This is a genomic window from Streptomyces sp. NPDC006458, from assembly GCF_040612135.1.
Lineage (GTDB): Bacteria > Actinomycetota > Actinomycetes > Streptomycetales > Streptomycetaceae > Streptomyces.
This window is the reverse complement of record NZ_JBEXPR010000012.1, coordinates 136,790-160,977: the sequence shown is the minus strand read 5'-3', so window position 1 is coordinate 160,977 and position 24,188 is coordinate 136,790. Positions and strand designations below refer to the sequence as shown.

The window sequence follows — 24,188 nt, the reverse complement described above, 5'->3', positions numbered from 1 at the left end:
GGATCCGGCAGGGGTGTTCGCGCTGGATACAGTGGCGGTGTGAACAGCAGCTCCGCTCCGTTCGACGAGCTCGACCGGAAGATCATCACCGCCCTGATGGCGAATGCCCGGACCAGTTTCGCCGAGATCGGCGGGGCGATCGGGCTGTCGGCGACGGCGGTCAAGCGCCGGGTGGACCGGCTGCGCGAGACCGGTGTGATCACCGGGTTCACGGCGACCGTGCGGCCCTCGGCGCTGGGCTGGCGCACGGAGGCGTACGTCGAGGTGTACTGCGAGGGCGCGGCCCCGCCGCGGCGGCTGGCCGAGGTGGTGCGCAACCATCCGGAGATCACCGCGGCGATGACGGTGACGGGTGGCGCGGACGCGCTGCTGCATGTGCGGGCGCGGGACGTGGGGCACTTCGAGGAGGTGCTGGAGCGCATCCGTACGGAGCCGTTCATCCGCAAGACGATCAGTGTGATGGTGCTGTCCCATCTGCTTCCGGAGAGTCCGGAGGCGGGTGCGTCCCAGCCCGCCCCCGAAGGCGCATGAGACGTGCGTATGCCCTGATTGATACGCAGCATTCCTGCGTGAACACGCAGCTTTGATTTCTTGTCGGGCGTGAGTGTCAGTTCTTACCTTGGTATCACCCCTGACCGATCACCCGCAGGAAGCGGAGGGACCCCTCTGTGACCGACAGCCGTGTGCCGCGCCGGCGGCGCTTCCTCGTCTGCGAACCCAGACACTTCGCCGTGCAGTACGCGATCAATCCCTGGATGCATCCCGACGTCCAGGTCGACGTCGACCTCGCCCAGGAGCAGTGGCAGGAGCTGATCCGCACCTACCGCGCCCATGGGCACTCCGTCGACAGCGTGGAGCCGGTCGCCGGTCTCCCCGACATGGTCTTCGCCGCGAACTCGGCGGTCGTCGTCGACGGCCGCGTCTTCGGCTCGCTGTTCCACGCGACCGAGCGGCGCCCCGAGTCCGTGCACTACGACAAGTGGTTCAAGCAGGCCGGCTTCGCCGTGCACCGCCCGGAGTCGGTGTGCGAGGGCGAGGGCGACCTGGTGTGGACGGGCCGGTACCTGCTCGCCGGGCACGGCTTCCGCACCACCCGTGAGGCGCACCGCGAGGCGCAGGAGTTCTTCGGCCGTCCGGTGATCAGTCTGAACCTGGTGGACCCGTACTTCTACCACCTGGACACGGCGCTGTTCGTGCTGGACGACTCCACCGACGGCAACAACATCGTGTACTACCCCGAGGCGTTCTCGCCCGGCAGCCGCGAGGTGCTCGAACGGCTCTTCCCGGACGCGGTGCGCGCGACCCGCGAGGACGCCACGGCCTTCGGGCTGAACTCCGTGTCCGACGGCCGCCATGTGTTCATCGCGCCGCGAGCCGAGGCGCTCGCCGGGAATCTGGCCGAGCGCGGCTATGTCCCCGTCGCCGTCGACCTGTCGGAGTTCCTGAAGGCCGGCGGCGGCATCAAGTGCTGTACCCAGGAGATCCGCTGATGACCGCACCCGCCCGCACCCGCTCCTCCGCCGAGCTGATCCGTGCCGAGGAGCCGGTCCTCGCCCACAACTACCACCCCCTGCCCGTGGTGGTGGCGCACGCCGAGGGCACCTGGGTGGAGGACGTCGAGGGCCGCCGCTATCTCGACATGCTGTCCGGGTACTCGGCCCTCAACTTCGGCCACCGCAACCCGGCGCTGACCGAGGCCGCGCACCGTCAGCTGGACCGGCTCACGCTCACCTCGCGGGCGTTCCACAACGACCGGCTCGCCGAGTTCGCGCACCGGCTCGCGGAGTTGACCGGGCACGACATGGTGCTGCCGATGAACACCGGTGCCGAGGCGGTGGAGAGCGGCATCAAGGTGGCCCGCAAGTGGGCCTACGAGGTCAAGGGCGTGCCCGCGGACCGGGCGACCATCGTGGTCGCGGCGGAGAACTTCCACGGCCGTACGACGACCATCGTCGGCTTCTCCACGGACGAGACCGCCCGCGCCGGGTTCGGTCCGTTCGCGCCGGGCTTCAGGATCGTGCCGTACAACGACCTCGCGGCGCTGGAGGAGGCCGTCGACGAGACGACCGCCGCCGTGCTGATCGAGCCGATCCAGGGCGAGGCCGGGGTCGTCATCCCCGACGACGGCTACCTGAGCGGGGTGCGTGAACTGACCCGCCGCAAGGGCTGCCTGTTCATCGCCGACGAGATCCAGTCCGGCCTCGGCCGCACCGGGCGCACCCTCGCCGTCGAGCACGAGGACGTCGTCCCGGACCTGGTGCTGCTCGGCAAGGCGCTGGGCGGCGGCATCGTGCCGGTGTCCGCGGTGATCGGCGGCCGCGAGGTGCTCGGCGTACTGCGGCCCGGTGAGCACGGCTCGACCTTCGGCGGCAACCCGCTGGCCGCGGCGGTCGGCACGGCCGTGGTAGAGCTGCTGGAGACCGGCGAGTTCCAGCGCCGGGCGGCGGAGTTGGGCGTGGTCCTGCGTGTCTCGCTGACCGACCTGGTCGGCAAGGGTGTCGTCGGCTTCCGCTCGCGCGGTCTGTGGGCGGGCGTCGACATCGACCCGGCCATCGGCACGGGCCGCGAGATCAGCGAGCGCCTGATGCGCGAGGGTGTCCTGGTCAAGGACACGCACGGCTCCACGATCCGGATCGCGCCGCCGCTGACCATCACGGCGGAGGAACTCCTCTCGGCGATGGGGGCGTTGGAGAAGGTGCTGGTGGGCTGACCGCCACGGCGGCTCTCTAGTGCCCCGACAGGCAACGTTCGCCCCGTCGCGACGCCCGGCACGCCCTCTCGCCGCACCGGGCACAAACCCGAGTACATCCAGTACGAGGGCCTGCACCCGGCACACCGAGAGCACGCACCGGACGCCGCTCCTTGACGGGCAAACGCTGCCTGCCGGGGCACTAGGGGCGCGGCCCACGGGTCGCGCCCCGCGTCCGCGAGGGCCTGGTTTCCCGAGGCGGGTGTTTCCCGAGGCGGGGACCCTGGTTTCCCGAGGCGGGGAGGGGCTGGTTCTCCGAGAACGGGGAGGGGCCGTGTCCCGAGACGGGGAGGGGCCGTTTCCCGTCATGGGCACGTCCTGGGGCCGGCCGCGCCCGGTTCCCGTGCCGGGCACCCGCGCCTACACTGACTCCCCATCAGAACGGGCCGGTTGACCTGCGGGAATGTGGCGGTCGGGCGGCTTCGCCGGAGTGAGGAGCGCCCTTGTTCTACCACTTGCTCAAGTACGTACTGCTGGGACCGCTGCTGAGACTGGTGTTCCGGCCCCGGATCGAGGGCCTGGAGCATGTGCCGTCCTCGGGCGCGGCCATCGTCGCCGGAAACCATCTGTCCTTCGCCGACCACTTCCTGATGCCGGCCGTGCTCAAGCGCCGCATCACCTTCCTGGCGAAGGCCGAGTACTTCACGGGGCCGGGCCTCAAGGGCCGGCTGACCGCGGCCTTCTTCCGCAGCGCGGGGCAGATCCCGGTGGACCGCTCGGGCAAGGAGGCGGGACAGGCCGCCATCCGCGAGGGCCTCGGCGTACTGGGCAAGGACGAGTTGCTGGGGATCTATCCCGAGGGGACCCGCTCGCACGACGGGCGGCTGTACAAGGGCAAGGTCGGTGTGGCCGTCATGGCGCTCAGGGCGGGCGTCCCGGTCGTCCCGTGCGCGATGATCGGCACCTTCGAGGCCCAGCCGCCCGGCAGGGTCATCCCCCACATCCACCCGGTGGTCATCCGCTTCGGCCCGCCCCTGGACTTCTCCCGCTACGAGGGGATGGAGCACGAGAAGGCGGTCCTGCGCGCGATCACCGACGAGATCATGTACGCCATTCTCGAGCTGTCCGGGCAGGAGTACGTCGACACGTACGCGGCCGTCGCCAAGGCGGAGCAGGCCGCCGCCGCGAAGGAACGCAGGTTCCCGCGGATGCCGCTGACCTGACGCGCTCTGCCGTCGGCAGATCCCCTTCGGGCCCCGGGCGCCGGACGCGTATGAGACGAGCTGTGGTGATCGGCGCGACGGGACAGATCGGGCGTCCGGCGGTGGCGGCGCTGGCCCGGGACGGCTGGGAGGTGACGGCCGCCTCACGGGGCGGCACCCGTGACGAGACCTGGCCCGAGGGAGTGCGCGCGGTACGGCTCGACCGCGAGGACGACAGGGCGCTGGAGGCGGTGATCGGCGAGGGCTGCGACGTGCTCGTCGACATGGTCGCCTTCCGGGAGCACCACGCCCGCCAGGTGACCCGGCTGGCCGGCCGCGTCGGCTCGGCCGTGGTGATCTCCAGCGTGGCCGTCTACGAGGAGGGTCGCGGGCGCGGGTTCGACACCCAGTCCGAGACCGACGGCTTCCCGCACTACCCGCTGCCGATCCCGGAGACGCAGGCCACGGTCTCCCCGGGCGACACCACGTACAGCACCCGCAAGGCGGCGGTCGAGCGCGAACTCCTCGCCGCCGGAGACCGGTTGCCGGCCACCCTGCTGCGTTCCGGAGCGGTGCACGGCCCGCACTGCCGTACCCCGCGCGAGCTCTACTTCGTCAAACGCAACCTGGACGGCCGCCGCAGCCGTGTCCTCGCCTACGGCGGCGAGAGCCGCTTCCACCCCGTGAGCGTGCACACCCTGGCCGAACTGATCCGTCTGGCGGCCGCCCGGCCCGGCTCACGGGTGCTCAACGCCTGTGACGACGAGGCACCGACGGTCGCGGAGATCGCCGGGGCGATCGACACGGCGATGGGGGTGGCACCACCGCGGACCGTCCTGGTCGAGGGTCCCCCACCGGCCCCCACCGTGGGAGATTCCCCCTGGTCGGTTCCGGCGCCGGTCGTCTGCGACATGTCGGCGGCGCGACGGGAACTGGACTACCGCCCGGTGACGCGATACGCCGAGTCCCTCCCGGAGACAGTCGAGTGGATCACGGCTCAACTGTCCGGGAGGGACTGGCGAGAGGCATACCCGAAGATGTACGCCAACTACGGCGACCTCTTCGACTACGCGGCGGAGGAGGAGTGGACTCCCTAGGGCCGCCGAAAACTACACGACGACCCACAAGAAGCCCCCACCCAACCCCCGCCAAACGGAACGCAAAGGCTGAGCGAGCCCCCCAGGGGCGCGGGGAACTGCGCGACAGACCACGACGGACCCGCACGCAACCCCCGCCCCCGGCCCTCGTGCAACGGAACGCCACGGCTGAGCAGAAACCCCCCAAAGGGGCGCGGGGAACTGCGCAACGAACCACGACGCACCCGCACCCAGCCCCCGGCCCCCGACCCCCGGCCCTCGCGCAACTGAACGCCACGGCTGAGCAGAAACCCCCCAAAGGGGCGCGGGGAACTGCGCGACGGACCACGACGCACCCGCACCCAGCCCCCAGCCCCCGGCCCCCGGCCCCCGGCCCTCGCGCAACTGAACGCCACGGCTGAGCAGAAACTCCCCAAAGGGGCGCGGGGAACTGCGCGACGGACCACGACGCACCCGCACCAACTCCCCGGCCCCGCCAAGCGGAGCGCTACGGCTTCGGCGTAGCGTGCGACGCGCACGTCACGTCGGACGAGTCCAGCGCACCGGTCAGCAGGTAGGCGTCCACCCGGTCGTTGATGCAGGAGTTGACCAGGCTGGTGACGCCGTGCGAGCCCGCGTTCTTCTCGGTGATCATGCGGGAGCCCTCGAAGCGCGCGTGCAGCTCGACCGCGCCCTCGTACGGCGTCGCCGCGTCCCGCTCGGACTGCACGATGAGCACGGGCGGCAGACCCTTGCGGGCCTTGACGTTCACGGGGGTCTGCTGCTTGGCGGGCCAGGTGGCGCACGGCAGGTTCATCCAGGCGTTGGCCCAGGTCATGAACGGGTGGTCGCGGTGCAGCCGCGTGTTGTCGCGGTCCCACTTCTTCCAGCTGGTGGGCCACTTGGCGTCGGCGCACTCGACGGCCGTGTAGACGGCGTTGCCGTTCTCCGACGCGGCGTTGCCCGCGGTGTCGGTCATGTCGGGCGCGGCGGCGTCCACGACGGCCTGGGTGTCACCGGCGGCCCATGCGCTGAGGACGCTCGCGCGGGAGGCCCACGCGCTGTCGTAGTACGGGGCGCTCTGGAAGAAGGAGATCAGCTCGGACGGGCCGACGACCCCTCCGAGCGGGCTCTTCTTGGCGGCGGCCCGCAGTTCGAGCCACTTGGCCTGGACGGCGTCGCGGGTGGTGCCGAGGTGGTAGGTGGCGTCATTGGCGGCGACCCAGTCCTGCCAGTCCTTCCAGCGGCCCTCGAAGGCGACGTCCTGGTCCAGGTTGGCCTGGTACCAGATCTTCTCGCGGGAGGGGTTGACCACGCTGTCGACGACCATGCGGCGCACATGCGTCGGGAACAGCGTGCCGTAGACCGCGCCGAGGTAGGTGCCGTAGGAGACGCCGAGGAAGTTCAGCTTCTTCTCGCCGAGCGCGGCACGGATGACGTCCAGGTCGCGCGCGGTGTTGGGCGTGGTCATGTGCGGCAGCATCTCGCCGCTGCGGTCGTAGCAGCCGTCGGCGTACTCGCGGGCGAGCTTGCGCTGGGCGCGCTTGTCGTCCTCGCTGTCCGGCACCGGGTCCATCTTGGGCGCCTTGACGAACTCCTGCGGGTCGACGCAGGAGATCGGCGTGGACTTGCCGACACCGCGCGGGTCGAAGCCCACGAAGTCGTAGGCCTTGGCCGTCTTCGCCCACACGGGCGCGCCGGTGACGACGCGGCGCGGGAAGCGCAGACCGGAGCCGCCGGGGCCGCCGGGGTTGTAGACGAGGGCGCCCTGGCGCTCCTCGGGGGTGCCGGTGTTGCCGATGTGGTCGACGGCGAGCTTGATCTGCTTGCCGTACGGCTTGGCGTAGTCGAGCGGCACGCTGACCCAGCCGCACTTGATCTGCTGTTCCAGGCCCCAGTCGGGCGGACAGTCCTGCCAGTCGATGCCCGTCCCGGCGGCGCGGGCCGCGGCGATCGCGACGCCCTGCGCCTCACTGACGGTGCGGTGGCGGGTGTCACCCTGGCTGGCGCTGGCCGTGGGCGCGGTCACTGCCCCGGCGATCAGCGTCGCGGCGATCAGCGCACCGGCCGACCCTGCCGCGGCCGTACGCCTGTTCGCTCTCATGCCTCTCAAGTAGTCCTCCCCGTACAACGTTTCGACGTTCTGACACGAGTACGGGCGATCCTGGTGGCTGTGAGGTGTTCCGGGACAGAGGCGGCGACGGTTCTTTGCCAATCCGATAACCGGGATCGTGTGCCCGGTCAGCGGTCACTCTGGTCGAGCTCGCCCAGTGCTTCGTCCAGCACCCGGCGCAACCGCAGCGCGTCCGGCGCGACGGCGCCGACGAGTGCGGCCGGCCCGGCGAGCGGCATCAGCACGGCCCCCTCCCCCAGCACCCGGGCCGTCACCGGACGGTCCGCGAACTCGGGTCGTACGACGACCAGTTGGCCGACCGCACGGTGTCCTCCGAGCACGGCCGGGCCGTCCCATCCGCCCGGGGCTCCGGGGCCGCAGGACAGCTCCTGGTCGAGGATCGTGCGAGAGTCGACCCGCACGGTGAGACGGCTGGTGAGCCGCCCGGGTTCCTCCCCGGCCCGCCCGAGTACCTGTTCCTCGCGCAGCACCAGCCGGGCGCCGGCGGCGAGGTCGGCGCGGGTGGTGACATGCAGATCGCTGCCGCGCGCCGAGATCAACTGCTCGGGCAGCCAGTGCAGTTCGCCGCCGTCGGCCACGTCGAGCAGGACGTCGTAGCGGGCCTCGGTCTTGGTCTGTCCCGGCAGCGCGATGGTGGCGGCCGCCGAGCCGACGCGCAGCCGGGCGCCGGCGCCGGCCTCCGCCCGGACCGTGAGATGGTCGCCGCCGAGCGGCCCGCTCATGGCGCCGACGAGCATCACGTGCGCCTCGTCGCCGTGCGCCCTGGTCCGCCGCAGCGCCAGCGGCCCCTCGCTCTCCAGGACGGGCAAGGACGTACCGCCCCGTCCGTCGGCGCGGGCGACGACCCGCGCGGTGGCCCGTACGCCGCTCATCCGCGGGCCCGCCACACGGTGAGCTGCCCGCGCACCCACGCGGCGACCTGTGCGACGCCCTCCTCGCTGCGCAAGGACTGGAAGACGACGGGCAGTTCGGCGCGCTGCGCCTTGGCGTCGGCCGCCATCCGCGCGAGGTCCGAGCCGACGTACGGGGCGAGGTCGGTCTTGTTGACGACCAGCAGGTCGGCCGTGGTCACGCCGGGTCCGCCCTTGCGCGGGATGTCGTCGCCCCCGGCCACGTCGATGACGAAGATCTGCGCGTCCACCAGCCCCTTGGAGAAGGTGGCGGTGAGGTTGTCGCCGCCGGACTCGACGAGGACGAGGTCGAGCGGCCCCACCTCGTCCTCCAGGTCCTCCACCGCCTCCAGGTTGGCGGAGATGTCGTCCCGGATCGCCGTGTGCGGACAGGCCCCGGTCTCCACGGCGGCGATCCGCTCGGGCGGCAGCACGGCCTCGCGCAGCAGGAACTCGGCGTCCTCGCGGGTGTAGATGTCATTGGTCACGACTGCGAGCGACAACTCCTCCCGCAGCACCCGGCACAACGCCGCGACGGTCGCCGTCTTCCCGGACCCCACGGGCCCTCCGAGCCCGACCCGCAACGCCCGCCGCCGCCCGTCGGGCCGCCGGGCATCGGCACTGACAGCGGAGGCACCGGCGTGAATGTGATCGAGATGCATGTCTCACGGCTCCTTGACTGGTGACGGCCCGAAACGACCAGGCCGAAGAACTCGGGTGATGGGCCGCGCCCCCTCTGCACCGGCCCCCTCTCGACTGAGAGTTCCGGGCGGTGGGTGGACGAGGCACCTTCCTTACCGGCCCCTCTCCACTGACAGTTCCGGGCGGTGGGTGGACGAGGCGCACCTTCCGCTCCAGCCCCTCTCGACTGGCAGTTCCGGACGACGGGTGGACGAGGCGCACCTTCCTTACCGGCCCCTCTCAACTGACAGTTCCGGGCGGTGGGTGGGCAAAGGCCGGGGGTCCAGGGGGCGGAGCCTCCTGGCGGGGTCGAAGGGGCGAAGCCCCTGGGGACGGGACGGGCAGGGGCGGCGGGGGCGAGAAAACCACTAGGAAGCGAACAACCGCACAGGCCACGCCGCATGCACCTCGGCCGACAACTCCAGCAGCGGAGCGGACACCGCGGGCAACACCCCCACCCCTTCACCCACGGCCCGCCCGGCCGCCTCCACCGCCCGATCAGCCACCAGATCCAGCTCCGGCGCGAGCCGCGCCAGCACCCCCGTGGCCTCGAACGGATCCAGGCTCAACAGCCGCACCACCGCGGTAGCCGGCCCACTGACACTCTCGTAGACGGCACAGTGCGCCGCGTCGAGCGCCCCGAGCCCCGCACCCCGCGCGACCGCACCCAGCACCACAGGCTGATGCGCCCCCTTGGGAAACCGCCGTGCCAGAGCGTCGAGTTCGGGCGACGGCCAGGTCCGGCGAGCGGCCCGCAACAGCTGCCGCCCCAGCCTGCGCGCGGCACCCCGCAGCGCGGGCGACGGCGTACGGGCATCGGCGGCGGCGTCCAACTCCTCCACGTCCATCCCGCGCGCGGCGGCCGCGGCGAGCCCCGCGGCCACCAGTCCGGCCGTGTGCAGCCGCCCCCGGCAGAAGTCCTCCAGCGTCGCCGCGTCCGTGACGCGCCCCGCCTTGACCGCCGCCTCGGCCCCACCGGAGTGCGCGTGACCTCCGGCGGGGAAGCGGCCGTCGGCGAGGACGAGAAGCGCTGCCCGGGACATCAGAACAGGAAGTAGCGCTGGGCCATGGGCAGCTCGGCCGCCGGGGTGGCCTCGACGAGTTCACCGTCGATGTGCACGGCGAAGCTGTCGGGGTCGACCTCGACCCGCGGCCGGGCGTCGTTCTCGCGCATGTCGGCCTTGGTCACCGAGCGCGTGGACTCGATGGCCACGAACCGCTTGCCGAGCGCGAGACGTTCGGGCAGCCCGGCCTCGACGGCCAAAGGTGCCACGAAGTTGACCGAGTTGGACGCCGGGGCGCGCCCGATGGCGCCGTACATGGGGCGCGGCAGGATCGGCTGCGGGGTGGGGATGGAGGCGTTGGCGTCGCCCATCTGCGCGTAGGCGATCTGGCCGCCCTTGACGACGAGTTGGGGCTTGACGCCGAAGAACGCCGGTTCCCATAGCACCAGGTCGGCGAGCTTGCCGGTCTCGACCGAGCCGATCTCCCGGGCGAGTCCCTGGGCGAGGGCCGGGTTGATCGTGTACTTGGCGACATAGCGACGCACCCGCCGGTTGTCGGCGCGCCCGTCGCCCGGGAGGGCGCCGCGGCGGCGCTTCATCACGTGCGCGGTCTGCCAGGTGCGCAGGATCACCTCGCCGACGCGGCCCATGGCCTGGGAGTCGGAGGAGATGATCGAGATGGCGCCGAGGTCGTGGAGTATGTCCTCGGCACCGATGGTCGACGGCCGGATGCGGGACTCGGCGAAGGCGAGGTCCTCGGGAACGGCCGGGTTGAGGTGGTGGCAGACCATCAGCATGTCGAGGTGTTCCTCGGCGGTGTTGACGGTGAAGGGCCGGGTCGGGTTGGTGGAACTGGGCAGCACGTGCGGCTCGGAGACCACCGTCATGATGTCGGGTGCGTGCCCGCCGCCCGCGCCCTCGGTGTGGTAGGCGTGGATGCCGCGTCCGGCGATCGCGGCGAGAGTGTCCGCGACGAATCCCGCCTCGTTCAACGTGTCGGTGTGGATGGCGACCTGGATGCCCGTCCGTTCGGCGACGGTCAGCGAGGCGTCGATCACGGCCGGGGTGGAGCCCCAGTCCTCGTGCAGCTTCAGACCGAGGGCGCCGCCGCGGATCTGGGACAGCATGGCCTCGTGGGAGACGGTGTTGCCCTTGCCGAGGAGGCCGATGTTGAGGGGGTAGGCCTCCATCGCCTCCAGCATGCGGGCCAGATGCCAGGGGCCGGGCGTGACCGTCGTGGCCTTCGATCCCTCCGCCGGTCCGGTGCCGCCGCCGACCAGGGTCGTGATCCCCGACGACAGCGCCTCGTCGGCGATCTGCGGGCAGATGAAGTGGACGTGCGCGTCGATGGCACCGGCGGTGAGGATGCGCCCGTTGCCCGCGATGACCTCGGTCTCGGGGCCGATCACCAGGTCGGGATGGACGCCGTCCATGGTGTCGGGGTTGCCCGCCTTGCCGATGCCGGTGATCCGGCCGTCGCGGATGCCGACGTCGGCCTTGACCACACCCCAGTGGTCGACGATCACGGCGCCGGTGATCACGGTGTCCGGGGTGCCGTCTGCGCGCGTAGCACGCGCCTGGCCCATGGACTCGCGGATGACCTTGCCGCCGCCGAACACCGCCTCGTCACCGGCGAGTCCGGGGCCGCCCGAGCGGTCCTCCTCGATCTCGATCAGCAGGTCGGTGTCGGCCAGCCGGATGCGGTCGCCGGTGGTCGGCCCGAACAGGTCGGCGTAGGCGGCACGGGAGATCTCACGCATCGAGGGCACCTCCGGTCTCTCCGCGCAGTCCGGGCACGATCCGCGCGCCGGCGAGCGGGACGAGTTCGACCTCGACGGGGATGCCGGGCTCGAACCGTACGGCCGTGCCGGCGGCGACGTTCAGCCGCTTGCCGCGGGCGGCGGCGCGGTCGAAGTCGAGGCCGGGGTTGGCCTCGGCGAAGTGGTAGTGGGAGCCGACCTGTACGGGCCGGTCGGCGGAGTTGAGGACGGTCAGCCGGGTGACCTCACGGCCCTCGTTGAGGACCACGGGGCCGTCCGCGAACAGGATCTCGCCGGGAATCATCGAGCCGCCCCCTTTCACACGATCGGGTCGTGGACGGTGACGAGCTTGGTGCCGTCCGGGAAGGTGGCCTCGACCTGGACGTCGTGGACCATCTCCGGGACGCCGTCCATGACGTCGTCGCGGGTGAGCAGCTTGCGTCCGGAGGCCATCAGTTCGGCCACGGTGCGTCCGTCGCGGGCGCCTTCGAGGAGGTGCGAGGTGATCAGGGCCACCGCCTCGGGGTGGTTGAGCCGCAGACCGCGGGCCCTGCGCTTCTCGGCGACGTCGGCCGCCACGTGGATCAGCAGCCTCTCCTGCTCGTGCGGGGTCAGTTGCACGTCCCACCTCACATCCTCGCTCCGGGCCGTGCGGGGCCCGGTCGCCGCTGTCACCGGGCAAACTGCCTGGTGGCGTGGTGGGGCAGGCTAGTTGCGCCGAGTTTCGGGGACGTTAACCGAGCTGTGATCCGCCGAGGCTCATCAGCGCCCGCAGTCCGGCGCGCAGCGTCTCCTCGGGGATGTCCCCGAACAGGGCCGTCTGCACGGCGAATCCCTGCACCACGGCGACCATCACCCGGGCGAGCGTGTCGGCGTCCACGTCCTCGGACAGCAGGCCCGCCCGGCGGTAGGACTCGGCGACCTCCCGCCAGGCGTCCCGGATCCGGTCGAAACCGGGCCCGAGCAGCGCGGCGAGCTGTTCGTTGCGCAGGGTCTCGGTCCACACCTGGACCAACAGCCGGGGGAACATCCACTCGCCGCCCTCCAGCAGCAGCGGCCGCCGCTCGCGCATCTCCGCCAGCACCCGGGGCATCAGCACGTCCGGCAGGGGCGGCGGCGTCTCCCGGGCGGCCCCGTTGAAGACCTCCCCCACGGTCTCCAGCGCCTCCGTCACGATCGCGCCGATCAGCTCGTCCTTGCCGCTGAAGTAGCGGTAGACGGCACCGGCGGACAGGTCGACCTCCTTGAGCACGTCCTGCATGGACGTGGCGTGGAAGCCGTTGCGGGCGAAGCAGAGGGCCGCGCCGTCGAGGATCTGCCGGCGGCGGGCGTCGAGGTGTTCCTGGGATACGCGGGCCATGGCCAGAAAGTTAAAACGAACGTTCCTTCTTGACAAGCGGCGGAGAGCGGGCGGCGGAGGCGAGTACGCCACCACAAGCGCCATCTCCGAGCGCCATCCCCGAGCGCCGCCGCTCGGCGTCACCACCCGATTCCCCGGCGCCACCACCGTGGCCCACGCCCCCGCGGGGAACCCACCCTTGCCCTCCACACCCACCCCAGCCCGCCCGCCGCCTGATCGCGCTTGTCCCCCCGCCCCGCTCGTCGCCCCTCGCCCTGGGGGCCTTCGCCTGGCCCGCCACCCGGGTGACACCCCGGGACCCACCGCCGCCACCCGCCCGCCTCGAACCTCAACTGGAGCAGCAGGAAGGCACGTTCGACGCCCATCGGTACGCCCTCGCGGACGCGCCCGGCAGGCGGTCGCGGACCGGTCCGCGTACGGAGTCGTCGTCCTGACCGGCCAGGAGCCCGAGTTGCTCGCTGCCTTGGTCGTCCCGGGCGGACTGCGGGGCGGACGCGCCGTGGTCGTGCCGGTGGGTGCCGCGGGCCCGTTCGGGGTGGTCGCGACGGCCTCGCGCACAGCCGACCGGGTGTGCTGACGGGTGCTGGTGGACGGAGGCCGGGGCCCTGGGTCCGGCGACGCCGGCCGTCGGCGGCGCGGGCGCGGGCCTCGTCCCGCTGATCGGCCCCGCCGGGGGCCCGCCTCGCCTCGGACATGGCCGCCCTGTCGGGCAACCCTTCTCCGGGCCTCCTCCGCACCGCAGATGGCGCCGGAGCCCGCTCGGCGTCCTCGGCCAGTGACTGCCGCCCGGCGCGGGGACGACGTACGACGCCGATCCGCTCGGTGTCCCACTTCGACGGCGCCGCGGCGGCCGACCGGCCCTGAACCTGACCCTGACCCTGACCGTCGGGGCCGCGCCGGGGCCGGCCGCGGTGGCACTGGGCGGCGCTCTGAAGGCGCGGTCCGGGTCGACGGCCCCGGCCGCCGGACGCCGCCCGGCACCGTCCGTCCGGCCGACCCGTTCACCCGAGTCGGCCGAGCGCCCCCCGGCGGATGGAGCGCGAGTTGACCGCCCGTCACCCGGAGGCGTCCGCACCGTGCGTCGCGCCGCCTCCGGGCCCGGACACCGGACCGTCCGGACCAGCCTTTAAACGGACCAAATGACGTACCCCCTTTCGGCGTAGAAACCCCTCGTCCCGCGGACCCCGAAAGGTTGCGCAGCGCGCGTGGCCGCAGGGCGGAGCCATGTGTTCCGCCGCTGGTCCGGGGCCGTTCCGCGGTCTCGACGGGACCCGGTTGATCACTGTGTCCACCCGAACGGGTGAGTGGTGAGCAACAACACAAATACCCGATTCCATTGGGTTTTTCGGTCACTTGTGAGTGAAGATCCCTGTCTGACGACAAGCCCCCGCCACCGCGGCGGGGCGATCCGGGCGGACGCCGAGTCCTGCCGCCGCCCGGATGACCGGTCGACAGGAGTGGATCGGCAGGAGTGGAGGACCCAGGCACGACGGGCCGCCGGAGCGCATGTTCCGAGTGGTCCTTGGGGTGAAGCCGCCTTCGGGCGGCCGGGCTACTTCGCCAGTCCGAATCCGACAGGTCATCCTTCTCAGGCGGTTTGACGAAGGGTTGCGCATGACCGCGCAGAATCGTGTCCCGTCGCTCATGGCCCGGGCCGGTACGGCCTCGGCTCTCACCATCGCCGCGGTGGGCGGCTCGCTCGTGGTGCCGGGGGGCGCCGCCGAGGCCGCCGCCGCCACGCCCGCGACGAAGGCGCTCCAGGTCGCCGCCTCGAAGAAGGGCTCGCCGTACAGGTACGGCGCCACAGGGCCGTACCGGTTCGACTGCTCCGGGCTGACGCTCTACTCGTACAAGAAGGCGGGCAAGACCCTGCCGCGCACGGCGGCCCAGCAGTACAACAAGACCCGGCACATCTCGTCCAGGAACCGCAAGGCCGGGGACCTGGTGTTCTTCCACTCGGGCTCGAACGTCTACCACGTGGGCATCTACGCCGGTAAGGGCAAGATCTGGCACTCCCCGAAGACCGGCGACGTGGTGCGGCTCCAGAAGATCTGGACGAGCAGTGTCTGGTACGGCCGCGTCAGCTGATCCGCTCCCGGGCGGTGCGGCCACCCTGACAGGCCGTCACCGCCCGGGTCCACCGCACGGGCCCCGCAGGGGGCGCCGGGGAACTGCCCGAGCAGCCCGAGACGGCCCGCACAGGCCACTCACGGACGACGGCAGGTGAATAGGGCGCCGGGGGCGCCGTACGGCACCCGGGAGCTCCGTGGCGGCGCCAGGCACCGACCGGAGCCGCTGCGGCGGCCCTGCGTGGCCTGAGGGCCCGTGGGAGGCCGGACACGCCGGGTGGGGCGGGCCCAGGTGTCACGGCTCCTGCTGGCCCGCCGCCGGGACGGGCTGGGCCGGGACGGTCCACGGGAGGTCGATCGCGACCGTCTTGCCGCCCTCGCGTGTGGGACGCACGCGGAGCCTGCCGCCGCACTCCGCCGTGAGCCAGCGGATGATGACCATGCCGCGGCCGTTGTCCTGCTGCACGGCGGCCGGAAGCCGTTTGGGGAATCTCGGGTGGCTGTCGGTGACACCGATGCGCAGATGTTCGTCACGCTCCAGGCGCATGTCCACCGTGAAGGTGGGTGACTGCCCGAAGGTGTGCTGTACGGCATTGGTGGCGAGTTCGGAGACGATGAGCCGGATACTGTCGGCGGCGTCGGTGTCCGACGGCAGCCCCCACTCCGCCAGGGTGTCGAGGACGTAGGCACGAGCCGCGGAGACCGAGGCGGGATCGCTCGGCAGAGTGACGGATGCTTCCAGGTGGTCGGCCATGGCGACGTCGTCCCTTTCCCACGGGACCGCGGTCCGACAAGGATCGGATGGTTCGAGTACGGTCCCGGACTGGTGCTTCTCCGTCAGACTGCCACCAGTGCGCCGGTCATGGTGCCGATCCACCAAGATATGCATATATCTGTCGCTCGAAGCGGTGAACTCTGCGACGGCAGCACGTATTTGGGCGGCTCTTGAGGAGTAGGGAGTAGGCCCATGCAGCACGGTCCCGCGGTGCGCCGCCGCAAACTCGGCGCCGAGCTGCGTGCCCTGCGCGCCCGGACGGGGCTCACCAGTGGTGAGGCGGCCCGTCTGGTGGGCTGGCACCAGTCGAAAGTGAGCCGGATCGAGACAGGCGCGAGTGGCGTGAAACCGGCCGATGTGCGGTTACTGCTGGACGCCTACGGTGTCGCCGGTCACGAACTGCGTGAGCTGCTGCTGACGTTGGCGGGCTCGGACGACGGGGTCGGGCGGCACCACTGGTGGCACGCCTACCGCGGGGTGCTGCCGCCCGCCTACCGGGACTTCATCAGCCTGGAGTCGCAGGCCAGCGCGATGCGCACGCTGGAGACGTCGGTCGTGCCCGGACTGCTCCAGACGCCCGAGTACGCCCGCGCGGTGACCCGGGCCGCGGTGGGCGGCCTGCGCGGCGAGCCGGACGACCGTCTGGACGCGCTGGTGCAGGTGCGGCTGGCCAGGCAGGACGTGCTGCGGACGCGGCCGCCGCTGGAGCTGAGCGCGGTGCTGGACGAGGCCGTGCTGCGCAGGGAGGTGGGCGGACCCGAGGTGATGGAACGGCAGTTGCTGCGGCTGCTGGAGGCCGCACGGCTGCCGCAGGTGCGCATCCAGGTGCTGCCGTTCTCGGCCGGGGCGCATATCGGCATCTCCGGGCCTTTCGTTATCTTCTCATTTCCGCGCACTTCTGATCTGGACGTGGTTGTTCTCGACCATATGACGAGTAGCCTCTACCTCGAACGGAAAGAAGACCTGGAGGCCTACATCGAGGCCTTCAACGCCCTTCAGAGGCACGCTCTTTCACCTGAGGACTCGCTGGATCACATCGCCACCACAGTCGACGGCGCGTAAGGGGGCACCATGACCGCACTGCCTCGCGACGTACCCTCCAGTACCCGACTGAACAGCGCGCAGTGGCTGCGCAGCAGCTACAGCACAGGAGCGAACAACTGCGTCGAGACGGCCCGCCTGAGCGGACGTCTCGCCGTGCGCGACTCCAAGAACCCGGGCGGACCCGCGCTGCTCTTCTCCCCCGAGAGCTGGGCGGGTTTCACGGCCGCGTTCCACTGACCGATTTCGATCGAATCTGAAAACGGTCAGTTCTGAATACGCATCGGTTCCGAAACACGGCCGTGTCACGCCGACTTACGGTCGCGTCTCACCGATCACCCGTACAGCGCGTTCGATCTGTTCCCCGGAGAGGTCCGCGCGGGCGGTCAGCCGCAGCCGGGAGATGCCGTCGGGCACGGAAGGAGGCCTGAAGCAGCCCACGGCCAGCCCGGCCGAGCGGCAGTCGGCCGCCCATCGCACGGCCTGCTCCGGGGACGGCGCCCGCACCGAGACCACGGCCGCGTCCGGGCGCACCGCCCGATGCCCCTCGGCGGTGAGCCGGGCGTGCAGCTCGGCCGCCACCTCACGGGCCCGGTCCGCGCGCCGGGGCTCCCGGCGCAGCAGCCGCAGCGCGGCGAGCGCCGCACCCGCGGCGGCCGGGGCGAGACCGGTGTCGAAGATGAAGGTGCGGGCCGCGTTCACCAGGTGGTCGATCACCTTCGCGGGTCCCAGTACCGCGCCGCCCTGGCTGCCCAGCGACTTCGACAGGGTCACCGTCACCACCACGTCGTCCGCGCCCGCGAGCCCCGCCGCGTGCGCCGCGCCGCGGCCGCCGGCACCGAGCACCCCGAGGCCGTGCGCGTCGTCGACGACCAGGCCGGCGCCGTACGCGCGGCAGGCCTCGGCGAGCGCGGCCAGCGGGGCGGCGTCGCCGTCGACCGAGAAGACCGTGTCGGACACCACGACGGCCGGGCCGTCGTGGGTGCCCAGCGCCTTGCGGACCCCGTCCGGGTCGGCGTGGCCGACGACCTGGGTGGTGCCCCGGGCCAGTCGGCAGCCGTCGATGAGTGAGGCGTGGTTGCCCGCGTCGGAGACGATGAGCGAGCCGTGCGGGGCCAGTGCGGTGACGGCCGCGAGGTTGGCGGCGTAGCCGGAGGAGAAGACCAGGGCGGCCTCGAAGCCGCAGAAGTCCGCGAGCTCGCGCTCCAGCTCGGCGTGCAGCTCGGTGGTTCCGGTGACCAGGCGAGAGCCGGTCGCGCCGCCGCCCCACTCGGCCGCGGCACGGGCGGCGCCGTCGGTGACCTCCGGATGGCGGGCCAGACCCAGGTAGTCGTTGCTCGCGAGGTCCAGCAGCGGCGAGTCGGCGGGGCGGGGGCGCAGGGTCCGCACCAGTCCGGCGCGGCGCCGCAGCAGCGCCTGCTCGTCGATCCAGCCGAACGCCATGGGTCCTCCGGAGTATTTGTAGGCAGCGCACAGACCCTAACCGCAGGGACAGCCGCCCAGTGTGTGGCAATACCCACACGCCGAGAAGGCTTCGTTGTACGAAGTCTCCTTGGCCCGGAGTGGGTCCGTACGTCAGGATCGGATCTCATGGATCTGCTGAACACGCTGGTGGACAAGGGGCTTCGGCGAGAGCTGCCGACCCGCGAGGAAGCGCTCGCCGTGCTGGCCACGTCGGACGACGAGCTGCTCGACGTAGTGGCCGCGGCCGGCAAGGTGCGCCGGCACTGGTTCGGGCGGCGCGTGAAACTCAACTACCTGGTCAACCTCAAGTCCGGGCTGTGCCCCGAGGACTGCTCCTACTGCTCTCAGCGGCTCGGCTCCAAGGCCGAGATCCTCAAGTACACCTGGCTCAAGCCCGACGAGGCCTCCCAGGCGGCCGCGGCCGGCCTCGCGGGGGGCGCCAAGCGGGTCTGCCTGGTGGCCAGCGGGCGCGGTCCGACGGACCGTGACGTGGACCGGGTGTCCGAGACGATCAAGGCGATCAAGGACCAGAACGAGGGCGTCGAGGTGTGCGCGTGCCTCGGTCTGCTCTCCGACGGCCAGGCCGAGCGGCTGCGCGAGGCGGGCGCGGACGCCTACAACCACAACCTCAACACGTCCGAGGAGACGTACGGGGAGATCACGACCACGCACACCTACGCCGACCGCGTCGACACCGTGCAGAAGGCGCACTCGGCGGGGCTGTCGGCCTGCTCGGGCCTGATCGCGGGCATGGGCGAGACCGACGAGGACCTGGTCGACGTCGTGTACTCGCTGCGCGAGCTGGACCCGGACTCGGTGCCGGTCAACTTCCTGATCCCGTTCGAGGGCACGCCGCTGGCCAAGGAGTGGAACCTCACCCCGCAGCGCTGTCTGCGGATCCTCGCGATGGTCCGGTTCGTCTGCCCGGACGTGGAGGTCCGGATCGCGGGCGGCCGCGAGGTGCACCTGCGCTCGATGCAGCCGCTCGCGCTGAACCTGGCCAACTCGATCTTCCTGGGCGACTACCTCACCAGCGAGGGCCAGGCCGGCAAGGCCGACCTGGACATGATCGCCGACGCCGGCTTCGAGGTGGAGGGCGCCGGTGAGGTGACGCTGCCGGAACACCGCGCGACGGCCGGAGGCTGCGGCTCCCACGCGACCGGCGGCTGCGGCTCGCACGAGGGCGGAGGCTGCGGCTCGCACGAGGCGGCGGGCGGCTGCGGCTCCCACGAGGGCGGTGGCGTGTGCGGTACGGCCGCCCCGGCGCCGTCGGCGAACGAGCCGCGCCCCGACCTGGTGGCGGTCCGCCGCCGGGGTGCCGGAACGGACCTCGCGCCCAATGCCTGAGCTGAGCGTGCCGCACCTGCTGGAGCTCGACCGGCGGCACGTCTGGCACCCGTACGGCCCGATGCCCGGCCAGGCGCGGCCGCTCGTCGTGGAGTCGGCGAGCGGTGTCCGGCTGCGGCTCGCGGACGGCTCGGGTGAGCTGGTCGACGGCATGTCGTCCTGGTGGGCGGCGATCCACGGCTACCGGCACCCGGTGCTGGACGAGGCCGTGCAGGACCAGCTCGGGCGGATGAGTCATGTGATGTTCGGCGGGCTCACCCACGAGCCCGCCGTGCGCCTGGCGAAGCGTCTTGTCGACATGTCACCCGAGGGTCTGGAGCATGTGTTCCTCTCCGACTCCGGCTCGGTGGCGGTCGAGGTCGCGGTGAAGATGTGCCTGCAGTACTGGCGCTCGCTGGGCCGCCCCGAGAAGCGGCGGCTGCTGACCTGGCGGGGCGGCTACCACGGGGACACCTGGCAGCCGATGGCCGTGTGCGACCCCGACGGCGGCATGCACTCCCTGTGGAACGGCATCCTGCCGCACCAGGTGTTCGTCGACGCGCCGCCCGCGGAGTACGAGGAGTCGTACGCCGACCTGCTGCGTTCGGCGATCGCGGAGCACGCGCGCGAACTGGCCGCGGTGATCGTCGAGCCGGTGGTGCAGGGCGCGGGCGGGATGCGTTTCCACTCCCCCGCCTATCTGCGGGTGCTGCGCGAGGCGTGCGACGCGCACGGCGTGCTGCTGGTGTTCGACGAGATCGCGACCGGGTTCGGCCGCACGGGCGCGCTGTTCGCGGCCGACCACGCGGCCGTGACGCCGGACGTGATGTGTCTGGGCAAGGCCATGACCGGCGGTTATCTCAGCATGGCGGCCACCTTGTGCACGCCTGGAGTGGCCGACGGGATCTCGCAGGGCGAGGTGCCGGTGCTGGCGCACGGGCCGACCTTCATGGGCAACCCGCTGGCCTCCGCGGTGGCCTGTGCCTCGCTGGACCTGCTGCTCGGGCAGGACTGGCAGACGGAGGTCAAGCGGATCGAGGCCGGGCTGCGCGAGGGCCTGGCCCCGGCGGCGGAGCTGCCGGGTGTGCGGGACGTGCGCGTGCTGGGCGCGATCGGCGTGGTCCAGCTCGACCATCCGGTCGACATGGAGAAGGCCACCGCTGCCGCGGTGCGCGAGGGCGTGTGGCTGCGGCCGTTCCGCGACCTGATCTACACGATGCCGCCGTATGTCACCGGAGACGAGGACGTGGCGCGGATCGCGCGTGCGGTGCGGGCCGCCGCGCACGAGGGATGAGCCGGCCGGCACGGGCCGGACGGTGGCGAGGACGAACAGGAAGGACGACATGCCGGTCCTGGTGATCACGGGTACGGGCACGGAGGTCGGCAAGACGGTCACGACCGCCGCGGTGGCCGCCGCCGCGCTCGCGGCCGGCCGGTCGGTCGCTGTGCTCAAGCCCGCGCAGACGGGCGTACGGCCGGACGAGCGCGGGGACGCCGACGAGGTCGTGCGGCTGGCGGGCGAGGTGACGACGGCCGAGCTCGCGCGCTACCCGGAGCCGCTGGCCCCGGGGACGGCCGCGCGCCGGTCGGGGCGCGCTGCGGTGCGGCCGCACGAGATCGCGGAGGCCGCGGCGAAGCTGGCCGAGGAGCACGATCTGGTGCTGGTCGAGGGTGCGGGCGGGCTGCTGGTCCGCTTCGACGACGAGGGCACCACACTCGCCGACGCGGCCGAACTGCTGGGCGCGTCGGTCCTGGTGGTCGCCTCGGCGGGCCTCGGCACGCTGAACATCACCGAGCTGACGGCCCGTGAGCTGCGCCGCCGTGGGCTCGACCTGGCCGGTGTGGTCATCGGCAGCTGGCCCGCCGAGCCCGACCTGGCCTCGCGCTGCAATGTGGCGGATCTGCCGGAGGTGGCCGACGCTCCGCTGCTGGGCGCGCTGCCGGAAGGCGCGGGGGCGCTGGAACCGGCCCGGTTCCGCACCGAGGCACCCGGCTGGCTGGCACCCCGCCTGGACGGGGTGTGGGACGCGACGGCGTTCGGCACCGAGGCGTAGACATCGCGGGGGGTGCGCGGGTCGCCGGAGGGGCACAATCGGGGTAAGGCCCGTCGTGAGATGGAGGTCCCCATGCCGCTGCGGTCGGCCGTGACCGGCAGGTCCGGGCACGATCCCGTGCACCACCCGCTGTTCGCCCGGTACTACGCCCGGGTCAGCGTGGCCGCCGAGACCCGGATGGGCATGGCCCGGGTGCGCCGGCGCATGCTGGCCGGGCTGTCCGGGCGGGTGCTGGAGGTGGGCGCGGGCAACGGACTGAACTTCACCCACTATCCGGACACCGTCTCGGAGGTCGTCGCCATCGAGCCGGAGCGCGCCCTGCGGGCGCTGGCCGTGGAGGCCGCGGTGCGCGCCGACGTGCCGGTCGACGTGGTGCCGGGCACGGCGGAGGCCATGCCGGTCAAGAGCGAGGCGTTCGACGCGGTCGTGCTGTCCCTGGTCATGTGCAGTCTGCGCGATGTGCCGCGGGCTATGGCCGAGGTGCGGCGGGTGCTCAGGCCGGGCGGTCAGCTGCGGTTCTTCGAGCACGGGCGGGGCGGCGGCCCGGCGATGCGGATGACGCAGCGCGTGCTGGACCGGACGGTGTGGCCGCGGCTCAACGGCGGCTGCCATCTGTCCCGGGACCCGGTGGCGGCGCTGCGGGAGGCCGGTTTCGAACTGGGGCCCTACCGCTCGATGCTGCTGCCGGAGACGGGGCCGGTGCTGCCGCCCTCGTTCTGTGTGCTGGGCACCGCGTGGCGGCCGCCCGCGTCGGACTGAGCCGGACCGGGTGCCGCGGTCGGCGTCACTCGCTCCACTGGCGCAGTTCGCGTTCGATGTCCTGGACGGACGCCTCCCCGGTCTTGACCAGCCGCGCGAGGTCGCGCACCTGCTCGGGCGAGGTGACGACCTTCAGTCCGCTGGCGACGAGGTAGGCGTAGGCGACGGCGCAGGCGAACAGGGCGTTGGAGCGTTCCAGTGCCGGGATGTGGATCAGGAGCTGGAGCAGTGCGGCCGCGCGGGCGTGCGGGGTTTCGTACACCGGTACGTCGAATATCTCGGCCCGGTGGCGCGCGACGGCGGCGACGAGGGCGCCCCAGTCGGTGACCTGGGGGTCACCGGGGGTGTTCTGCTCGGCGAGCATCAGCAGCCAGGCGAGGTCGATCCTGAGGTCGCTCAACGGCTCAGGGACGGCCTTCGCGCTGTCCTTCGCCGAATTCCTCGGCGAAGACGGACTCGTAGCTCTTCATGAAGTCGGCGGCGGCCTCCACGAAGGTGTGGCCCACCTCGCCGGTGTCCTGCCGGACGAGTTCCTCGATGTACCGGTTGACGCTCATGCCGCGGGCCAGGGCGCGTTCGCGCGCCGCGCGGGCCGTGCCCTCGTCCACGCGGACGTTCAGCTGGGTCTTCGCCATGCCTCGAAGCTAGCGCCGATGCGCTAGCGCGGGCAAGGGGCGTCTTCGGGGCGCGGGGTGCGCCGCGGGGGCGCACGGCGGGTGTCCCTCGCGTGCGCCGCGCGGCGCACGTCGCTCGTGCGGGCCCACGGTGCGTGCCCCTCGCGCGGGCCCACGGCGCACGTCTCTCGCGCGGGCCCACCGCGCACGTCCCTCGCGCGGGCCCACAGCCGGTGTCCCCTACAGAGGTCGCGGCGACCTTGTACCTGAGGTGGAGGGAGAGGCGGGACTCAAGAGGGATACCGGCTGCGCCCCGGCTCACACTAGGCTCGGCCTCGACAAGGGAGTGCCCTATGTCCACTTCCGAGGAGGCGGCCTTGTCCACATCTGCTGCGGAGCACGCCCCGGGCCTTGCGGCGGCCGACTCCGTCGCCGCGCGCGCCCGCGGTCTGACCAAGGCGTACGGCTCGGGAGAGACGGCCGTGCTGGCCCTGGACTCGGTGGACGTGGACATCGCACGTGGCCGGTTCACCGCGGTCATGGGCCCGTCGGGCTCGGGCAAGTCCACGCTGATGCACTGTCTGGCGGGGCTGGACGCCGTCTCGGCCGGACAGGTCTGGCTCGGCGACACCGAGATCACCGGGCTGCGGGACCGCGAGCTGACCCGGCTGCGCAGGGACCGGATCGGCTTCATGTTCCAGTCGTTCAACCTGATCCCCACGCTGAACGCGCTGGAGAACATCACCCTTCCGATGGACATCGCCGGGCAGAAGCCGGACGCGCGGTGGCTGGACCAGGTGATCGACACGCTCGGGCTGCGGGCCCGGCTCGAGCACCGGCCCACGCAGTTGTCGGGCGGTCAGCAGCAGCGGGTCGCGTGTGCCCGTGCGCTGGCCTCGCGGCCCGAGCTGATCTTCGCGGACGAGCCGACGGGCAATCTCGACTCGCGCGCCGGTCTGGAGGTGCTGGGCTTTCTGCGGGAAGCGGTCGACACGCTCGGGCAGACCGTGGTCATGGTGACCCACGACCCGGGCGCCGCCGCCCACTCGGACCTGGTGCTGTTCCTCGCGGACGGGCGGATCGTGGACGAGATGGCGCGGCCCAGCGCGGACGCGGTGCTGGAGCGGATGAAGCGCTTCGACGTGATCCGCGGGCCGTCGGAGGGCGGTTCGGGCGGCGGTGGGGCCGCTGCGTCCCCGGGCGCCACGGCGGCTGCCGGCGGCCCGGCGGGCGACTCCGGTGGTACCGGCGGTCCCGGTGACGGCGGGTCTGCCGCCAAGGAGGCCTGAG

The 24,188-nt window shown here is 72.1% G+C and carries 26 protein-coding genes and 1 riboswitch; of the genes, 14 read left to right on the top strand and 12 right to left on the bottom strand.

The annotated features are described in order from the left end of the window. The first annotated feature begins 39 nt into the window (after nucleotides 1–39). The 5 genes from ABZZ79_RS18535 to ABZZ79_RS18515 all read left to right on the top strand — a co-directional run bounded on the left by ABZZ79_RS18535 (nucleotide 40) and on the right by ABZZ79_RS18515 (nucleotide 4,988). Entirely contained in the window at nucleotides 40–531 is a 492-nt protein-coding gene (locus ABZZ79_RS18535; protein WP_356689995.1) for an Lrp/AsnC family transcriptional regulator, read from the top strand. Between the two features lie 137 nt (nucleotides 532–668). After that, the gene (gene ddaH, locus ABZZ79_RS18530; RefSeq protein ID WP_356689994.1) at nucleotides 669–1,490 is read left to right on the top strand and encodes a dimethylargininase; all 822 of its coding nucleotides are present in this window, start codon (nucleotides 669–671) and stop codon (nucleotides 1,488–1,490) included. Then, complete coding sequence (gene rocD, locus ABZZ79_RS18525) at nucleotides 1,490–2,710, top strand: ornithine--oxo-acid transaminase (RefSeq protein ID WP_356689993.1); 1,221 nt, start codon at nucleotides 1,490–1,492, stop codon at nucleotides 2,708–2,710. The genes ddaH and rocD overlap by 1 nt, the downstream gene beginning before the upstream one ends. 482 nt (nucleotides 2,711–3,192) lie before the next feature. Beyond that, complete coding sequence (locus ABZZ79_RS18520) at nucleotides 3,193–3,912, top strand: lysophospholipid acyltransferase family protein (RefSeq protein WP_356689992.1); 720 nt, start codon at nucleotides 3,193–3,195, stop codon at nucleotides 3,910–3,912. A gap of 50 nt (nucleotides 3,913–3,962) precedes the next feature. Next, complete coding sequence (locus tag ABZZ79_RS18515) at nucleotides 3,963–4,988, top strand: NAD-dependent epimerase/dehydratase family protein (protein WP_356689991.1); 1,026 nt, start codon at nucleotides 3,963–3,965, stop codon at nucleotides 4,986–4,988. A gap of 487 nt (nucleotides 4,989–5,475) precedes the next feature. Here the strand turns inward: ABZZ79_RS18515 and ABZZ79_RS18510 are convergent, their stop codons facing one another. The 8 genes from ABZZ79_RS18510 to ABZZ79_RS18475 form a co-directional block, all read right to left on the bottom strand. After that, nucleotides 5,476–7,071 (bottom strand): alpha/beta hydrolase, encoded by a 1,596-nt coding sequence (locus tag ABZZ79_RS18510; RefSeq protein ID WP_356689990.1) that lies wholly within the window; start codon nucleotides 7,069–7,071, stop codon nucleotides 5,476–5,478. 137 nt (nucleotides 7,072–7,208) lie between these two features. After that, nucleotides 7,209–7,973, bottom strand: coding sequence for an urease accessory protein UreD (locus ABZZ79_RS18505; RefSeq protein ID WP_356689989.1), 765 nt, complete (start codon nucleotides 7,971–7,973; stop codon nucleotides 7,209–7,211). Then, complete coding sequence (ureG, locus tag ABZZ79_RS18500; protein ID WP_356689988.1) at nucleotides 7,970–8,653, bottom strand: urease accessory protein UreG; 684 nt, start codon at nucleotides 8,651–8,653, stop codon at nucleotides 7,970–7,972. The genes ABZZ79_RS18505 and ureG overlap by 4 nt, the downstream gene beginning before the upstream one ends. 387 nt (nucleotides 8,654–9,040) lie before the next feature. Next, on the bottom strand, nucleotides 9,041–9,715 hold the full coding sequence (locus tag ABZZ79_RS18495; protein WP_356689987.1) for an urease accessory UreF family protein: 675 nt from the start codon (nucleotides 9,713–9,715) through the stop codon (nucleotides 9,041–9,043). After that, the gene (locus tag ABZZ79_RS18490) at nucleotides 9,715–11,436 is read right to left on the bottom strand and encodes an urease subunit alpha (protein WP_356689986.1); all 1,722 of its coding nucleotides are present in this window, start codon (nucleotides 11,434–11,436) and stop codon (nucleotides 9,715–9,717) included. The genes ABZZ79_RS18495 and ABZZ79_RS18490 overlap by 1 nt, the downstream gene beginning before the upstream one ends. Beyond that, on the bottom strand, nucleotides 11,429–11,740 hold the full coding sequence (locus ABZZ79_RS18485) for an urease subunit beta (RefSeq protein WP_356689985.1): 312 nt from the start codon (nucleotides 11,738–11,740) through the stop codon (nucleotides 11,429–11,431). The genes ABZZ79_RS18490 and ABZZ79_RS18485 overlap by 8 nt, the downstream gene beginning before the upstream one ends. A gap of 14 nt (nucleotides 11,741–11,754) precedes the next feature. After that, a complete protein-coding gene (locus ABZZ79_RS18480) occupies nucleotides 11,755–12,057 on the bottom strand; it encodes an urease subunit gamma (RefSeq protein ID WP_356689984.1) in 303 nt (100 codons plus the stop codon). Between the two features lie 112 nt (nucleotides 12,058–12,169). After that, nucleotides 12,170–12,796, bottom strand: a complete 627-nt coding sequence (locus ABZZ79_RS18475; protein WP_356689983.1) for a TetR/AcrR family transcriptional regulator — start codon at nucleotides 12,794–12,796, stop codon at nucleotides 12,170–12,172. Between the two features lie 451 nt (nucleotides 12,797–13,247). On the opposite strand from ABZZ79_RS18475, the gene ABZZ79_RS18470 reads away from it, so the two are divergent. Continuing rightward, nucleotides 13,248–13,373, top strand: coding sequence for a hypothetical protein (locus ABZZ79_RS18470; protein ID WP_356689982.1), 126 nt, complete (start codon nucleotides 13,248–13,250; stop codon nucleotides 13,371–13,373). A gap of 830 nt (nucleotides 13,374–14,203) precedes the next feature. Continuing rightward, a riboswitch (cyclic di-AMP (ydaO/yuaA leader) is annotated at nucleotides 14,204–14,406 on the top strand. A gap of 4 nt (nucleotides 14,407–14,410) precedes the next feature. Beyond that, on the top strand, nucleotides 14,411–14,884 hold the full coding sequence (locus ABZZ79_RS18465; RefSeq protein ID WP_356689981.1) for a C40 family peptidase: 474 nt from the start codon (nucleotides 14,411–14,413) through the stop codon (nucleotides 14,882–14,884). Nucleotides 14,885–15,160: 276 nt separating this feature from the next. Here the strand turns inward: ABZZ79_RS18465 and ABZZ79_RS18460 are convergent, their stop codons facing one another. Further along, nucleotides 15,161–15,619, bottom strand: coding sequence for an ATP-binding protein (locus ABZZ79_RS18460; protein WP_356689980.1), 459 nt, complete (start codon nucleotides 15,617–15,619; stop codon nucleotides 15,161–15,163). Nucleotides 15,620–15,832: 213 nt separating this feature from the next. On the opposite strand from ABZZ79_RS18460, the gene ABZZ79_RS18455 reads away from it, so the two are divergent. Continuing rightward, a complete protein-coding gene (locus tag ABZZ79_RS18455; protein WP_356689979.1) occupies nucleotides 15,833–16,702 on the top strand; it encodes a helix-turn-helix transcriptional regulator in 870 nt (289 codons plus the stop codon). Nucleotides 16,703–16,711: 9 nt separating this feature from the next. After that, a complete protein-coding gene (locus tag ABZZ79_RS18450; protein ID WP_356689978.1) occupies nucleotides 16,712–16,921 on the top strand; it encodes a DUF397 domain-containing protein in 210 nt (69 codons plus the stop codon). 75 nt (nucleotides 16,922–16,996) lie between these two features. Here the strand turns inward: ABZZ79_RS18450 and ABZZ79_RS18445 are convergent, their stop codons facing one another. Continuing rightward, nucleotides 16,997–18,124: an 8-amino-7-oxononanoate synthase gene (locus ABZZ79_RS18445; protein ID WP_356689977.1), complete on the bottom strand. Its 1,128-nt coding sequence runs from the start codon at nucleotides 18,122–18,124 to the stop codon at nucleotides 16,997–16,999. 147 nt (nucleotides 18,125–18,271) lie between these two features. Between ABZZ79_RS18445 and bioB the strand changes: the two genes are divergently transcribed. The 4 genes from bioB to ABZZ79_RS18425 all read left to right on the top strand — a co-directional run bounded on the left by bioB (nucleotide 18,272) and on the right by ABZZ79_RS18425 (nucleotide 22,284). Beyond that, nucleotides 18,272–19,492 carry a biotin synthase BioB gene (bioB, locus tag ABZZ79_RS18440; protein WP_356689976.1) on the top strand — a complete coding sequence of 407 codons (1,221 nt, stop codon included), beginning with the start codon at nucleotides 18,272–18,274 and terminating at the stop codon, nucleotides 19,490–19,492. Next, the gene (locus ABZZ79_RS18435) at nucleotides 19,485–20,765 is read left to right on the top strand and encodes an adenosylmethionine--8-amino-7-oxononanoate transaminase (protein ID WP_356689975.1); all 1,281 of its coding nucleotides are present in this window, start codon (nucleotides 19,485–19,487) and stop codon (nucleotides 20,763–20,765) included. Before bioB ends, ABZZ79_RS18435 begins: the two co-directional genes overlap by 8 nt. 49 nt (nucleotides 20,766–20,814) lie before the next feature. Next, nucleotides 20,815–21,525, top strand: a complete 711-nt coding sequence (gene bioD / locus ABZZ79_RS18430; RefSeq protein ID WP_356689974.1) for a dethiobiotin synthase — start codon at nucleotides 20,815–20,817, stop codon at nucleotides 21,523–21,525. Between the two features lie 72 nt (nucleotides 21,526–21,597). Continuing rightward, the gene (locus ABZZ79_RS18425) at nucleotides 21,598–22,284 is read left to right on the top strand and encodes a class I SAM-dependent methyltransferase (protein ID WP_356689973.1); all 687 of its coding nucleotides are present in this window, start codon (nucleotides 21,598–21,600) and stop codon (nucleotides 22,282–22,284) included. Nucleotides 22,285–22,309: 25 nt separating this feature from the next. On the opposite strand, the gene ABZZ79_RS18420 is transcribed toward ABZZ79_RS18425, so the two are convergent. Both ABZZ79_RS18420 and ABZZ79_RS18415 read right to left on the bottom strand, forming a co-directional pair. Next, complete coding sequence (locus ABZZ79_RS18420; protein WP_356689972.1) at nucleotides 22,310–22,684, bottom strand: fic family toxin-antitoxin system, toxin component; 375 nt, start codon at nucleotides 22,682–22,684, stop codon at nucleotides 22,310–22,312. A gap of 4 nt (nucleotides 22,685–22,688) precedes the next feature. Then, nucleotides 22,689–22,919 carry a toxin-antitoxin system HicB family antitoxin gene (locus ABZZ79_RS18415; RefSeq protein ID WP_356689971.1) on the bottom strand — a complete coding sequence of 77 codons (231 nt, stop codon included), beginning with the start codon at nucleotides 22,917–22,919 and terminating at the stop codon, nucleotides 22,689–22,691. Between the two features lie 356 nt (nucleotides 22,920–23,275). On the opposite strand from ABZZ79_RS18415, the gene ABZZ79_RS18410 reads away from it, so the two are divergent. Continuing rightward, nucleotides 23,276–24,187, top strand: a complete 912-nt coding sequence (locus tag ABZZ79_RS18410) for an ABC transporter ATP-binding protein (protein ID WP_356690081.1) — start codon at nucleotides 23,276–23,278, stop codon at nucleotides 24,185–24,187. Nucleotide 24,188: the final 1 nt, after the last annotated feature.